Source organism: Bradyrhizobium sp. 1(2017) (genome assembly GCF_011602485.2).
Lineage (GTDB): Bacteria > Pseudomonadota > Alphaproteobacteria > Rhizobiales > Xanthobacteraceae > Bradyrhizobium.
Window position 1 is genome coordinate 7,846,333 of record NZ_CP050022.2, and the last position, 11,948, is coordinate 7,858,280.

13 protein-coding genes are annotated in these 11,948 nt (G+C 63.9%); 7 read left to right on the top strand and 6 right to left on the bottom strand.

Annotation, left to right across the window (positions count from 1 at the left end):
* Positions 1 to 36: 36 nt before the first annotated feature.
* Together HAP40_RS37210 and HAP40_RS37215 are read right to left on the bottom strand one after the other, a co-directional pair.
* Positions 37 to 306: a DUF3551 domain-containing protein gene (locus HAP40_RS37210; protein ID WP_166811961.1), complete on the bottom strand. Its 270-nt coding sequence runs from the start codon at positions 304 to 306 to the stop codon at positions 37 to 39.
* 72 nt (positions 307 to 378) lie between these two features.
* On the bottom strand, positions 379 to 1,353 hold the full coding sequence (locus tag HAP40_RS37215; RefSeq protein WP_166811959.1) for a Bug family tripartite tricarboxylate transporter substrate binding protein: 975 nt from the start codon (positions 1,351 to 1,353) through the stop codon (positions 379 to 381).
* Positions 1,354 to 1,477: 124 nt separating this feature from the next.
* Here HAP40_RS37215 and HAP40_RS37220 point away from each other — a divergent pair, with 124 nt between their 5' ends.
* Together HAP40_RS37220 and HAP40_RS37225 are read left to right on the top strand one after the other, a co-directional pair.
* A complete protein-coding gene (locus HAP40_RS37220) occupies positions 1,478 to 1,888 on the top strand; it encodes a VOC family protein (protein WP_166811957.1) in 411 nt (136 codons plus the stop codon).
* A gap of 217 nt (positions 1,889 to 2,105) precedes the next feature.
* Positions 2,106 to 3,686 carry an AMP-binding protein gene (locus HAP40_RS37225; RefSeq protein WP_166811955.1) on the top strand — a complete coding sequence of 527 codons (1,581 nt, stop codon included), beginning with the start codon at positions 2,106 to 2,108 and terminating at the stop codon, positions 3,684 to 3,686.
* A gap of 176 nt (positions 3,687 to 3,862) precedes the next feature.
* Here the strand turns inward: HAP40_RS37225 and HAP40_RS37230 are convergent, their stop codons facing one another.
* Positions 3,863 to 4,957 (bottom strand): HD-GYP domain-containing protein, encoded by a 1,095-nt coding sequence (locus tag HAP40_RS37230; protein ID WP_166811953.1) that lies wholly within the window; start codon positions 4,955 to 4,957, stop codon positions 3,863 to 3,865.
* 334 nt (positions 4,958 to 5,291) lie between these two features.
* Between HAP40_RS37230 and HAP40_RS37235 the strand changes: the two genes are divergently transcribed.
* The 4 genes from HAP40_RS37235 to HAP40_RS37250 all read left to right on the top strand — a co-directional run bounded on the left by HAP40_RS37235 (position 5,292) and on the right by HAP40_RS37250 (position 7,882).
* Positions 5,292 to 6,056, top strand: a complete 765-nt coding sequence (locus HAP40_RS37235; protein WP_166811951.1) for an alpha/beta fold hydrolase — start codon at positions 5,292 to 5,294, stop codon at positions 6,054 to 6,056.
* A 24-nt stretch (positions 6,057 to 6,080) separates the two neighbouring features.
* Positions 6,081 to 6,422 (top strand): hypothetical protein, encoded by a 342-nt coding sequence (locus HAP40_RS37240; protein ID WP_166811949.1) that lies wholly within the window; start codon positions 6,081 to 6,083, stop codon positions 6,420 to 6,422.
* Positions 6,423 to 6,585: 163 nt separating this feature from the next.
* Entirely contained in the window at positions 6,586 to 7,257 is a 672-nt protein-coding gene (locus HAP40_RS37245; protein WP_166811947.1) for a dienelactone hydrolase family protein, read from the top strand.
* A 145-nt stretch (positions 7,258 to 7,402) separates the two neighbouring features.
* Positions 7,403 to 7,882 carry a hypothetical protein gene (locus tag HAP40_RS37250; RefSeq protein ID WP_166811945.1) on the top strand — a complete coding sequence of 160 codons (480 nt, stop codon included), beginning with the start codon at positions 7,403 to 7,405 and terminating at the stop codon, positions 7,880 to 7,882.
* A gap of 97 nt (positions 7,883 to 7,979) precedes the next feature.
* Here the strand turns inward: HAP40_RS37250 and HAP40_RS37255 are convergent, their stop codons facing one another.
* From HAP40_RS37255 to HAP40_RS37265, 3 genes are all read right to left on the bottom strand, one after another.
* The gene (locus HAP40_RS37255; protein WP_166811943.1) at positions 7,980 to 8,720 is read right to left on the bottom strand and encodes a polysaccharide biosynthesis/export family protein; all 741 of its coding nucleotides are present in this window, start codon (positions 8,718 to 8,720) and stop codon (positions 7,980 to 7,982) included.
* 195 nt (positions 8,721 to 8,915) lie between these two features.
* A complete protein-coding gene (msrA, locus tag HAP40_RS37260; RefSeq protein ID WP_166811941.1) occupies positions 8,916 to 9,572 on the bottom strand; it encodes a peptide-methionine (S)-S-oxide reductase MsrA in 657 nt (218 codons plus the stop codon).
* A 146-nt stretch (positions 9,573 to 9,718) separates the two neighbouring features.
* Complete coding sequence (locus HAP40_RS37265; RefSeq protein ID WP_091898220.1) at positions 9,719 to 10,036, bottom strand: hypothetical protein; 318 nt, start codon at positions 10,034 to 10,036, stop codon at positions 9,719 to 9,721.
* A gap of 360 nt (positions 10,037 to 10,396) precedes the next feature.
* On the opposite strand from HAP40_RS37265, the gene rpsT reads away from it, so the two are divergent.
* Positions 10,397 to 10,663, top strand: a complete 267-nt coding sequence (gene rpsT / locus HAP40_RS37270) for a 30S ribosomal protein S20 (protein WP_027563963.1) — start codon at positions 10,397 to 10,399, stop codon at positions 10,661 to 10,663.
* The last annotated feature ends 1,285 nt before the right edge of the window (positions 10,664 to 11,948 follow it).

The window sequence follows — 11,948 nt, forward strand, 5'->3', positions numbered from 1 at the left end:
CTCACTTTATCCGGATCGTGGGGCTGGGCCGCGTCCCTAATAGGGCGCGTAGTAGTCGTGCCGATACCGCCTCGAAGGCCCCTGCTGGTTGTATGCCGTGCGGGGATTGATCCCGCAGCTCAGCAGGCGGCCGGAGACGCTGGCCTGACATTGTTGCAGGGTCCGGTAGGCGCATTCGCCGGGGTAACCGTAGCCTTTGCCCTGGGCGCACCAGGGATAGTCATAAGCCGCGGCTGGACCGACGCCGGCAAGGCTGCCGACACCCAATCCAGCCAGCGCGATCATCGCGAACGTTGCCTTGCGCATCTGCGTGCTCCTTGCCGGATGCCTGAGGAAAAAAAGTCTCCTCCGGAGAACGCCGGCAAGGCCGCAAGGTTGCTATTCGACCTTCAGACCGGCGAACTCGACGACCTTCTTCCACTTCTCGGTCTCGGCCTTGATCTCCTCGCCGAACGCTTCGGGCGTCTGTACCCGCGGCTCGCCGCCGAGCTCGACCAGACGCTTGGCCATGTCGGGCTCCTTCATCAGCGTGTTGATCTCGGTGTTGAGCTTGGCGATGATCTCCTTCGGCGTGTTCTTCGGCGCGCCCATGCCGAACAGCGCACTGGCCTCATAGCCCTTGACGGTATCGGCGATCGGCTGCACGTCGGGCAATTGCGGCGAGCGTTCCGTGGTGGTGACGCCGATGGCGCGAAGCGAGCCGGAGCGGATGTGCTGGATGATCGACGGCATGTTGTCGAAGATCACCTGCACCTGGCCGCCGAGCATGTCGGTGATCGCAGGCGCCGCACCGCGATAGGGCACGTGCTGCATCTTGCAGCCGGTCATCGCCATGAACATCTCGCCGGACAGATGCACCGAGGTGCCGTTGCCGGACGAGGCCATGTTCACTTTGCCGGGATTGGCCTTCACATATTCGATGAATTCGGCGACGTTCTTGACCGGCACGTCCTTGTTGACCGTCATCACGTTCGGCACGCGCTGGAACGAGGCAACCGGCGCGATGTCGCGGACGAAGTTGAACTTCAGGTTGGCGTACAGCGAGGCATTGATGTAGTTGGCCGGATTGACCAGCTGCAGCGTGTAACCGTCGGGCTCGGCGTTGACGACCGATTCGGTTCCGATGTTGTTCCCGGCTCCCGGCTTGTTCTCGATCACGAATTGCTGGCCGAGCTTTTCCGACAGCCGCTGGCCGATCAGCCGCGCCAGGATGTCGGTGGCCCCGCCCGGCGGATAGCCGACCACCCATTTCACCGGCCGGGCCGGATAATCGGCGGCAAGCGCCCGGGACAGCGGGGTGGCTGCAAGCGGACTGGCGGCGAGCAGGCCCAGCGCGGTACGGCGAGTGATCATCTCAAGGGTTCTCCCAGTGTTGTTCTTGAAGGTCGAATGGCTTGAAAGCGGCGTCGGCGCGGTTGTAACAAAGCTTGCCGCAGGCGGAAAGTGCGCGGGACGCATCACGACGAAAGGATAAGGCATGCCGGTCAAGGTTCACGCCCTGGATCATCTCGTGATCAATGTCGTCGATGTTGCGGCGACCGCGGAGTGGTACCGCAGGATTCTCGGCATGGAAGTCAAGGTATTCGATCCGGGCGGCGGCAAAGCGCCGCGGACTTTCCTCATCTTCGGTAACCAGAGGATCAACGTGCGGCAACGCGATGCCGACAAGGTGGAATGGTTTACCGCCGACCATCCAACCGCCGGGAGCGAGGATCTGTGCTTCCTCACTTCGGCCACACCAGACGAGGTGGTGGCGCATCTGCAGGCCCATGGCGTCGCAATCGAGGAAGGGCCCGGCCCGAAGCAGGGCGCGCGCGGCACGCTGCGCTCGGTCTATTGCCGGGATCCCGATGGCAGCCTGATCGAGATCTCCTCTTACGAAAACTAGACTCGTCGTTCCGGGGCAGTGCGTAGCACCGAGCCCGGAATCTCGAGATTCCGGATCTGGTCCTTCGGACCATCCCGGAATGACAACGAAGAGAGTGCTAGCGTCCGGCACTGCACGGCGCTCCCAGCCCGATTTGCGCCACGTGCCCCGCGATGGCAGGAAGACGCAATAATCAAGAGGCAGCCGCCATCAAGATGCGGGCTGCACGGGAGGACACATGCCCATTCAACAGACCGCTGCCGGAATCGTGGGACCGTTCGACGGGCTCGACGTGCCCTGGCTCTTGAGGATGCGGGCCGAGGTGCGCAGCTCACATCCGTTCCTGATCTGGGCGCCGTTCGATGCACCGGCGCGGCGCTGGAGCTATGGCGAGTTTCACGAGCGGGTCGGCGCGCTCGCTGCGGGGCTCGTAAAGCGCGGCGTCAAGCCGGGCGAATATGTGCTCATCCACCTCGACAATTGCATCGAGGCAATGCTGGCCTGGTTTGCCTGTGTCGAGCTAGGCGCCATCGCGGTCACCACCAACACCCGCTCGGCGCCGGCCGAGATCGCGTATTTCGCAGATCATTGCGGCGCGGTCGCTGCGATCACGCAGCCGGCCTATGCGGACATCGTCGCGCAGAACTGCCGCAACATACGCTGGATGGCGGTGACCTCGCATGATGCGGGAGCGGCGCCTGCGCAAGCGGTCGCGCGCGGCGACAGTTTCGAAGCCTTGTTCGCCGACAGTGCCGACCGTCCCAGCCGCGCCACCGATCCGCTCGCACCGTGCAGCGTGCAATACACCTCGGGCACGACGTCGCGCCCGAAGGCGGTGCTGTGGACCCACGCCAACGCGCTGTGGGGCGCCAAGATCAACGCCGCGCATGAAGACCTTCATGCCGGCGACGTGCACCAGGCTTATCTGCCGCTGTTCCATACCAACGCGCTGGCCTATTCCATGCTGGCGACGCTGTGGGTCGGCGCAACCTGCGTGATCCAGCCGCGCTTCTCCGCGAGCCGGTTCTGGGGTGTCGCGCGCGAGCACGGCGCGACCTGGACCTCGACCATTCCGTTCTGCATGAAGGCGCTGCTCGAGCAGGAGATTCCGCGCGACCACAAGTTCCGCCTGTGGGGCACCGCCATCAACGAGCCGCCGGCCTTTGCCGCGTTCGGCATCAAGATGATCGGCTGGTGGGGCATGACCGAGACCATCACCCACGGCATCGTCGGCGAGGTCGACCAGCCCAACCTACCGATGTCGATCGGCCGCGCCGCGCCGGAATATCAGATCCGCATCAGCGATGACGACGGCCGGCCGACCGACGTCGGCGGCACCGGCAATCTCTCGATCAAGGGCATCCCCGGCCTGTCGCTGTTCGCCGAATACCTGCACAACGAGAAGGCGACGCGCGAAAGCTTCGACGAGCACGGCTTCTTCCTCACCGGCGATCGCGTCGAGCGGCTCGCGAACGGCTACATCAAGTTCGGCGACCGCGCCAAGGACATGCTGAAGGTCGGCGGCGAGAACGTCGCGGCCTCCGAGATCGAGCAGGTGATCGCGCTGGTCCCCGGCGTGCGCGAGGCGGCCGTGGTGGCCAAGACGCATCCGATGCTGGATGAGGTGCCGGTCGTCTTCATCATCCCGCAGGGCGGCGTCGCGGACGCCGCGCCCGGCCTGCATGATCGCGTGATGGAAGCCTGCCGCGCCGGCCTCGCCGACTTCAAGGTGCCGCGCGAGATCAGGCTCGTCGACGACATGCCGCGCTCGACGCTGGAGAAGGTGGCGAAGGCGGAGCTGCGGAAGATGGTGGGGTGACGATGTCGTCCCGGCGAACGCCGGGACCCATACCGCGTGATCCAACGATGACGCACAATGCCCCATACCGAACCACTAGTCTTCGCCAAACCTCTCCCTGTGGTTATGGGTCCCGGCGTTCGCCGGGACGACACCGAGGGTATGGCGGCGGCGACGCTAGAGCAGCGGCATCGAACTCAAAACGACCCCAGCGCCACGGGCCTGAACGCCTGCAGCAGCTGCTGGTCGAGCTTGCCGCCCATGCCTTCCATCATCGTGAAGGCGCGGGTGTGGGTGAAGGGCATGCGGTAGGCACGCTTCTCCACCAGGGCGGCGTAGATGTCGACGATCGTGGTCAGGCGCACGATGTCGCTGATCTGGTTCGAGGACAGGCCGTTCGGATAGCCGGAGCCGTCGAGGAATTCATGGTGATGCAGGATCACGTCGAGCATCTCCGGCGGGAAGCCGCCTTGCGCGGCGAGCGCCTCATAGCCGCGGCGGGGATGCTGGCGGACCTCGGCCATCTCCTCGTCGGAGAGCTTGCCGGGCTTGTCGAGCAGCGCGGAGGGAACGAAGGCCTTGCCGACGTCGTGCAGCAGCGCGGCGCGGGTCAGGCGGCGCTGGTCGTCCTCGCGCATGCCAAGATGCTGGGCGAAGGCGACGGCGAAACCGGTGACGAACAGGCAGTGCCGATAGCTGCCGACATGGTGGCAGCCGACGGTGGTGAGCCATTCGCGCAGCGAGGAATGCTTGATCGCCTTCAGGATCTTGCTCTCGGCGGCAATGACGTCGTCGAAGGTCAGGGGCTCGCCGAGCGGAAGCTTCTCGAACATCCTGGCGAGGACCGCATGCGCCGCCTCGACGCCGCGATTGAGCGTCTTGCCGCGATCGGTCGCGTCATAGACCGCGGTGTCCGGGAAGGCGGAGCGGATGCGTTGAAGGATGGCGTCGGCCTGGAGCGGGCGCGCGATGGTGTCGGTGGCGCCCAGCGCCCAGGCCTGCATGGTGCCGTGATGCAGGGCATCGGCAAGCACGAACAGCCGCGGCATCGAGCGATAGGCGTCGCCGCGCAGCTTGTTGCGCACCCGCTGCACACTCTCGGGCGAGCGCAGATTGATGTCGACGACGAGGCCGGAGAGATCGCGCGACGGCTTCTCGGGGATGTCCTGGGTCGTCACCGTCGAGACGTCGCCGACCGCCTTCAAGATGCTGGCAAGCTCGCTGCTCTCGTCGCTCCGGTCGGAGGCGAGCAGAAGCCGGCGTTTGGCGGCGGATTTGGCTGAGGCGTTCATGACTTCCCCAAATGGTACCGAGGGCACGGGCATATTTGCATCAAGCCTAAGCCGGATCAGGTTCTCCGGCCCTTAAGAGGCGTGCTCAATGGAACCTTCCGGGAATGCACGCAATTTTAGGGAATTCGATCGGGGGCTGATCAAAAGTCGAAAAACAACCCCATGCACAGTAGAGATGTCATTGATAACAAATGGATTTTTTTGGACGCCGATCGTGCCCGGACGAGGTGGCGCAAGGCCACGGATGCGGTATCCCTTGATCGGAAGGTTGAGAGCCCGGCGCGCGGAGACAGAGACTGCTAACGCGGCAAGAAAAACGAAAAGGAAGGAAACCATGCCGAAGATCGATCGGGACGGCGTCAATATCTATTACGAAGTTCATGGCGATGGGCCGCCGTTGCTGCTGACCCATGGCTACTCCTCGACGTCGGCGATGTGGCACGGCCAGATCGATGCGCTGGCGAAGGACCACAAGCTGATCCTGTGGGACATGCGCGGCCACGGCCAGTCCGATTATCCCGATGATCCCCGTGCCTACAGTGAAGCGCTGACTGTCGGCGACATAGCCGCAATCCTCGATGCGGTCGGCGCTGAACGCGCCATCATCGGTGGGCTCTCGCTCGGCGGCTACATGTCGCTGGCGTTCTATCGCACACACCCGCATCGCGCCCGCGCGCTGCTGATCATCGACACCGGTCCCGGCTTCAAGAAGGACGACGCGCGCGAAGCCTGGAACGCGCGGGCGCTTGCCACCGCCGACAGGCTCGACCGCGAAGGCCTCGACGTCTTGAAATCGGCAACGCGCGAGCGCGCCACCGCCAGCCATCGCAACGCCAAGGGGCTGGCGCTGGCGGCACGCGGCATGCTGACCCAGCGCGATGCGCGCGTCATCGAGCTGCTGCCCGACATCAAGGTGCCCAGCCTGATCGTGGTCGGCGCCGACGATACGCCGTTCCTGGCGGCGTCCGACTACATGGCGGCGAAGATTCCCGGCGCACAAAAGGCCGTGATCCCCGCCGCCGGACACGCCGTCAACATCGATCAGCCCGAGGCTTTTGTTGACGCGGTCGTGCCTTTCCTGAAGAACTTGCCGGGATAGGCCAGACAATCAGGGACGCAGACCATGATGCGAACGATATTCGCGGCAGGTGCGATGGCGACGCTGTTGTCGTCGGCGACGCAGGCCGAGCCGTTCGGCACCGTGCCGCCGCGCCGGCCCTTCGTCGCGACCTTGTCGAACAACACACCGCTCGCCTTCGGCATGGATGCCGAAGCGACCGCGCGCGCCCTGGGGCAGCCGCTGCAATATGTGCGGGGACGTCCCGGCAACGAGATCTATCTCGCGCTCCGCAACATCGGCGGCAGCGGCCTGATCCCCTACCGCCACCGCCTGTTCCTGCAATTCCGTCATGGACGGCTGGCAGGATGGAAAGAGGATTACGGCGAGAACTGGATGTGGGAGTAAGGAGTATCCCCTCGTGGTGAGGAGCGCCGCAGGCGCGTCTCGAACCATGCGGGCCAGCCTTTCGCAGCTCGACCCTTCATCCTTCGAGGCGCGCGCAAGGGCGCGCTCCTCAGGATGAGGGAAAGAGCCGAATTCGGATCCACAACCAACAAGGACAAACCGCGTGGGACAGGACATCAAGCTGACGGCCTCCGACAATTTCCAGCTCGGCGCCTATCGCGCCGATCCCTCCGGCACGCCGAAAGGCGCGGTGGTGGTGATCCAGGAGATCTTCGGGGTCAATCACCACATCCGCTCGGTCTGCGACCGCCTTGCCGGGCAAGGCTATGTCGCGATCGCGCCGTCGATCTTCGACCGGACCTCGCCGAACTTCCAGTCGGGCTACTCACCCGACGAGATCGCGGAGGCGCGCAAGTTCGTCGCCAACCCCGACTGGGCCGCGATGCTGCGCGACACGCAAGCGGCGATCGATGCCGTGAAGAGCGTCGGCCCCGTGGGCATCATCGGCTTTTGCCTGGGCGGCAGCATCGCCTTCGTCGCGGCGACGCGGCTGTCGGGGCTGAAAGCCGCGATCGGCTATTATGGCGGCGCGGTGGTGCGCTTTGCCGACGAGACGCCGAAGGTGCCGACGCAGCTGCATTTCGGCGAGAAGGACGCCGGCATTCCGCTCACCGACGTCGAGACCATCAAGGCGAAGCGGCCTGACGTGGAGGTCTTCGTCTATCCGGGCGCGCAGCACGGCTTCCATTGCGACGAGCGCGCCAGCTACGACAAGGCCAGCGCCGACATCGCCTGGCCGCGCAGCATGGATTTCTTCGCGAAGCATTTGAGGTAGAGCGCAGCATCATTCCGGGGCGCGCGCAGCGCAAACTATGGTGCGCCCTGGAATGACGAGAGGCGAGAGCGGGAATCGGGTGGCTGCATCATGCTGCCCGGCGATAGAGCTGGCGGATCAAACCCACTCTCGCCGGGAGCTCGCCATGCCGCAGGCCATCACGCACCTTGTCCTCCGCAATCCGTTCGGAACGATGGACGTTCCGTCGCCTGACGATTCCGAGGTGAGAGACTTTGCCGCCTCGGCATCGCTGTCCGGCGTTGCGGCCGATGTCAACGCAGCGGCATGGGCATCCATCGCGACGCCTTTCGACCCGCTCGACGGCATCTGGGCCAGCCGCTGGAATGGCGGCGCCGATCCGACCATTGCCGGCGACACGCCGGAGAACTGGAAACGGGGGCGCGCGGACGTGCGGGTCGCAGGCGGACGCATCTACCTCCGCTTTGATTGGGACCATGGGCGCCGACATGGGCTGATCGATGCTGCGCGAGAGGGTGCACGCCTGGTCGGGAAATACATCAACCTGACCACACCGGCGATCACACGGCCCTGGGTCGGCCTCGTGGTCGACGACGCACGGATCGACGGATGCTTTCCGGAAGGGCGGCTGGATTTTCGAAGGTGAGATGCGGGTGCAGCAGGCCCCGCTCTGTCCTCTCGTCATTCCGGGACGCGACGAAGTCACGGGCCCGGTGTCCATGGGGCGTCAGAGATGCTGAAACCTAGAACCAGCGCTCGCCGACGAACACGGTGTCCCCCGGCGCCAGGGGCGTGCCGAGCGGGACGACGGCGCGCATGGCACCGCCATTTTCGGTGTGCGTGACGGTGACCATGTCGCGCTTGGCGCGGGGCGAGAAGCCGCCGGCGATGGCGACCGCGCTCTCGACCGTCATGTTCGGGACGTAAGGATATTGGCCGGGCGCGAGGACTTCGCCGAGGATGAAGAACGGGCGATAGGCCTCGATCTCCACCGCGACCGAAGGCTCGCGGATGTAGCCGTTGCGCAGGCGTGCGGCGATCTCGCCGGCCAACCCTGCCGTGGTGCGGCCGCGCGCCGGAACGGAGCCGATCAGCGGCATGGTGATGGAGCCGCCCGCGTCGATCGAATAGCTGTTGGTGAGCCCCTCCTGGCCGTAGACCACGACGCGAAGCTTGTCGCCGGCGTCGAGATGGTAGGAGGCGCCATTGCGCACCACCATCGGCGCGGCGTAGCCGACCGGCATGGGCGCGGGCGAAGAGGCAAAGGAATTGCGCAGCGCACCGATGGCGCCGCCACCGTCGGCAACGACGACCGGCTGCGGTGCGCTGTAGGGCTGGCCATAGGCCATCGAGTCGAGATCGGCGCGCGGCGGCATCACCGCGACGGGGCCCGCGGTCTGCATACAGCCGCCAAGGGCAAGCGCGGCGGACGCTGCCAAGGACGTCGCCGAGATCGACCATCGAAACGCGCGTGCAACCGGCACCGGACCTATCCCTCGAAACGAGACGGCTTCAGTGATGCACCGGTTATGGTTAACAAAGCGTTGAGGGGGTGGTCGTGGCGCTGCAGCACTGTCATTCCGGGGCGTCGCGATAGCGACGAACCCGGAATCCAGAAGGTGTAGCGCGAGATTCCGAGTTCGCGCTAACGCGCGCCCCGGAATGACGAATGCAGATGACTACGCGCTCACACCGACGCCGATCGGGCAGGACACGCCGGTGCCGCCAAGACCGCAATAGCCGGCGGGATTCTTCGCCAGATATTGCTGATGATAATCCTCGGCGAAATAGAATTCGCCGGCGGGTGCGATCTCGGTGGTGATGGCACCGAGCCGCTTTGCAGCAAGTGCCTTCTGGTAGAGCGCCTTCGATTCCTCGGCCGCCTTCTGCTGCGCGTCCGAGTAAGTGTAGATCGCGCTCCGGTACTGCGTGCCGACATCGTTGCCCTGCCGCATGCCCTGCGTCGGGTTGTGGCTTTCCCAGAACGTCTTCAGCAGTTTCTCGTAGGAGATCTGCTTCGGATCGAACACGACCAGCACCACTTCGGTATGGGCGGTGCGGCCCGAACAGACCTCTTCATAGGTCGGGTTCGGCGTGTGGCCGCCGGCATAGCCAACAGCGGTCGCAAAGACGCCGTCACCGAGCTCCCAGAACTTGCGCTCGGCGCCCCAGAAGCAGCCGAGCCCGAACACAGCCTGCTCGAAGCCGGCCGGATAAGGCGGCTGCAATCGCGCGCCGTTGACGAAATGGGTGGTCGCGGTCGGAATGGCCTGCGCGCGGCCGGGCAGTGCTTCGGCTGCACTCGGCAATGCGGTGGTCTTGCGCATGAACAGCATGATGGGTCTCCGCAGACGAGCTGGCCGTCGCATGAGACAGGCGCTCAGGCGGCGTGCTCGCGATCAGGTGGGAATATAGGTATCTACGCAAGCAGGGGCAGCTCTGTTACGCCGCCCTTCGTGCACTCGATCGCGCGATCGAAAGCTCAGTCCCGGGAATAGCCGATCAGCGGTTTCCGCGGACGGAACAGGATCATCAGCAGGATGCCGAGAATGCCGAGGACGGCGAAGACCGGCTGATCCAGCACCAGGCGGATCACCGAGGTCCAGAGCCAGGGCGCCTTGGCCTCGACCCAGGTCCGGAACGCGGTCTGGCTGGCCTGATTGATATCATTCCAGAACTGGCCGAACCGGGTGAATTTGAGGGTCTGATCGGCCACCCAGCGGGCGCCGTCATAGACCATGAAGATGAACCCGCCGGCGAGCAGCAACAGCCCAATCAGTCGGAAAAAGCCGCGGATCATGCCTCACCCATGATAGCCGTTCGCTCGAACGGCCTTTTCGGAATGTCGCCAGCCAATAGCCGGACGACGGCAGAAATTCAACCGCTTCAGGGCGTTACGGCAACCATTCAAGCGCCCGGAGGGCTGGTTTTCCAGTCCGGAAAGCGTTGACGGTGCCCAAGAGCCTCTCTATAAGGGCGCCAACTGGCGGTGGGCGCAATCCTGCCGCCGCTGTTCTTTGAGCAGTTGCAGGCTGTCCAAGCCTCATGTTCCGGGAATAGCCAGCAACCGAACACCCGAAATCCGAGCGTCGATTCAGCGGTCAAGCAGCCGGCGCTACCCGACCAAGACGCGACCGGTACCGCAAAGGACATTGAGACCATGGCCAATACCACTTCCGCCAAGAAAGCGACGCGCAAGATCGCCCGCCGCACCGCCGTCAACAAGTCGCGCCGCACCCAGATGCGCGGTGCCGTGCGCACCGTCGAGGAAGCCATCGCGACCGGCGACCGCGCCGCTGCCGTGAAGGCGCTGGCGAACGCCGAGCCGGCTTTGATGCGCGCCGCCCAACGCAACATCATTCACAAGAACAACGCCAGCCGCAAAGTCTCGCGCCTCACCGCGCAGATCGCCAAGCTCGCCAAGTAAGCTGACGAAGTAAACTGGCGAGGCAAGCCCGCGAAGCAATCGCGCGGCTTCATCCGATCGGTCGATCCGATCGACGCTGCAAACAGCCCGGCATCGCGCCGGGCTTTTTTTGTTGGCCGTCATATTCACGCAAGGTGACGCCACGTTCGATGGTTGATTGGAAGAGCTGCATCGTCAGCGCTATTCTTCGTTCCGTAGTTTTACCTGCCGAAGTTTTGCCACAGGCGAAACTTTCACTGCGTTGCAAAAAACCGCTGCGCGGCGGGCTCGAATTAAATCGCAGGCGACGAAAGTTCTACACACCGTAGATTCACAGGAGCGCCCATCGCTGGGGAGTTACCCTGGAAAACGAGACTCAAAAAACGATGTCTCGCTAATCACTTATCGACATAGTGATCGCAAGCATTTGGAAAATTCGCCCGCACGTCGGGTGCGTGACGAAATTTTAAAAGATTTTTGGCGGTGGCGGATAATTGTCACATGAGGCGCGACGTTTTCGATTCTGTGCACGAATCCAAAAACTTGCTTCCGAGCCTGTGAACAACTCGCGCGCGCCGTTAACCGAGGTCAAGTTTTTTGATGCCTCAAGTGTGAATCAATTCCGTTGCGAGTCTTTCCGCTTAGTGTATTCCTTAAGTCGTCAGCGGCGCCCACGATCTTCAGACCAGCGCGGTTTAGGAAACGGGGCGAACGTGCAAATCGGCGGCGGTGAGCACGTAGGCGACGCTTCAACAAGCGATGTCGGTTCACAACCCATATCAATATGGGAACGGTAGTTCTTTGTCTGAATGTCTCCAGGCGGATTTCCCGCCTCGCGCCAAGCGCACTTGAGAGACGTCGCGAGACTATCCCGACACGCAAGGCGGCGACGTCGAGCGGACGACCAGTACATGGGCAGGCATCCGCGCCAGGAGTACGGCGCGGTTGTCTTCAAGACACGCAGGACCTTGCCGTGAGCGATCACGGCAGGACGGGGAGGTATCATGTCTTACGGACTCAACGCGGTATTGAAGCACGTTTCGCATTCCAACGATGCCGTCCTAGATCCGTCTGATCACCAGCCTTCCGCGTGTGACGGAGCGCAGAGTACGCGCTGACCTCGCGACCCCTCCATCTCTGACATCGCTGATCTGACGCGGCGTTCCCGCCGGACGGTCGAGCCATGCCTGACGATGGACTCGCTTTGAGGTCGCGCCATTCCGGGGACCCTGTCGAAGGGTTCTGCAGGAGAATCCTGCATGGCGCTCACAACGCAACTATATCTCTCAAGAGAAGTTTTCTGACG

What these genes read in the sequence shown, in the direction of transcription:
- HAP40_RS37230 (WP_166811953.1), bottom strand. Translation starts at nt 4,957, where the DNA reads ATGAACGCCTCAGCCAAATCCGCCGCCAAACGCCGGCTTCTGCTCGCC.
- HAP40_RS37215 (WP_166811959.1), bottom strand. Translation starts at nt 1,353, where the DNA reads ATGATCACTCGCCGTACCGCGCTGGGCCTGCTCGCCGCCAGTCCGCTT.
- rpsT (WP_027563963.1), top strand. Translation starts at nt 10,397, where the DNA reads ATGGCCAATACCACTTCCGCCAAGAAAGCGACGCGCAAGATCGCCCGC.
- HAP40_RS37210 (WP_166811961.1), bottom strand. Translation starts at nt 306, where the DNA reads ATGCGCAAGGCAACGTTCGCGATGATCGCGCTGGCTGGATTGGGTGTC.
- msrA (WP_166811941.1), bottom strand. Translation starts at nt 9,572, where the DNA reads ATGCTGTTCATGCGCAAGACCACCGCATTGCCGAGTGCAGCCGAAGCA.
- HAP40_RS37220 (WP_166811957.1), top strand. Translation starts at nt 1,478, where the DNA reads ATGCCGGTCAAGGTTCACGCCCTGGATCATCTCGTGATCAATGTCGTC.
- HAP40_RS37225 (WP_166811955.1), top strand. Translation starts at nt 2,106, where the DNA reads ATGCCCATTCAACAGACCGCTGCCGGAATCGTGGGACCGTTCGACGGG.
- HAP40_RS37235 (WP_166811951.1), top strand. Translation starts at nt 5,292, where the DNA reads ATGCCGAAGATCGATCGGGACGGCGTCAATATCTATTACGAAGTTCAT.
- HAP40_RS37265 (WP_091898220.1), bottom strand. Translation starts at nt 10,036, where the DNA reads ATGATCCGCGGCTTTTTCCGACTGATTGGGCTGTTGCTGCTCGCCGGC.
- HAP40_RS37250 (WP_166811945.1), top strand. Translation starts at nt 7,403, where the DNA reads ATGCCGCAGGCCATCACGCACCTTGTCCTCCGCAATCCGTTCGGAACG.
- HAP40_RS37240 (WP_166811949.1), top strand. Translation starts at nt 6,081, where the DNA reads ATGATGCGAACGATATTCGCGGCAGGTGCGATGGCGACGCTGTTGTCG.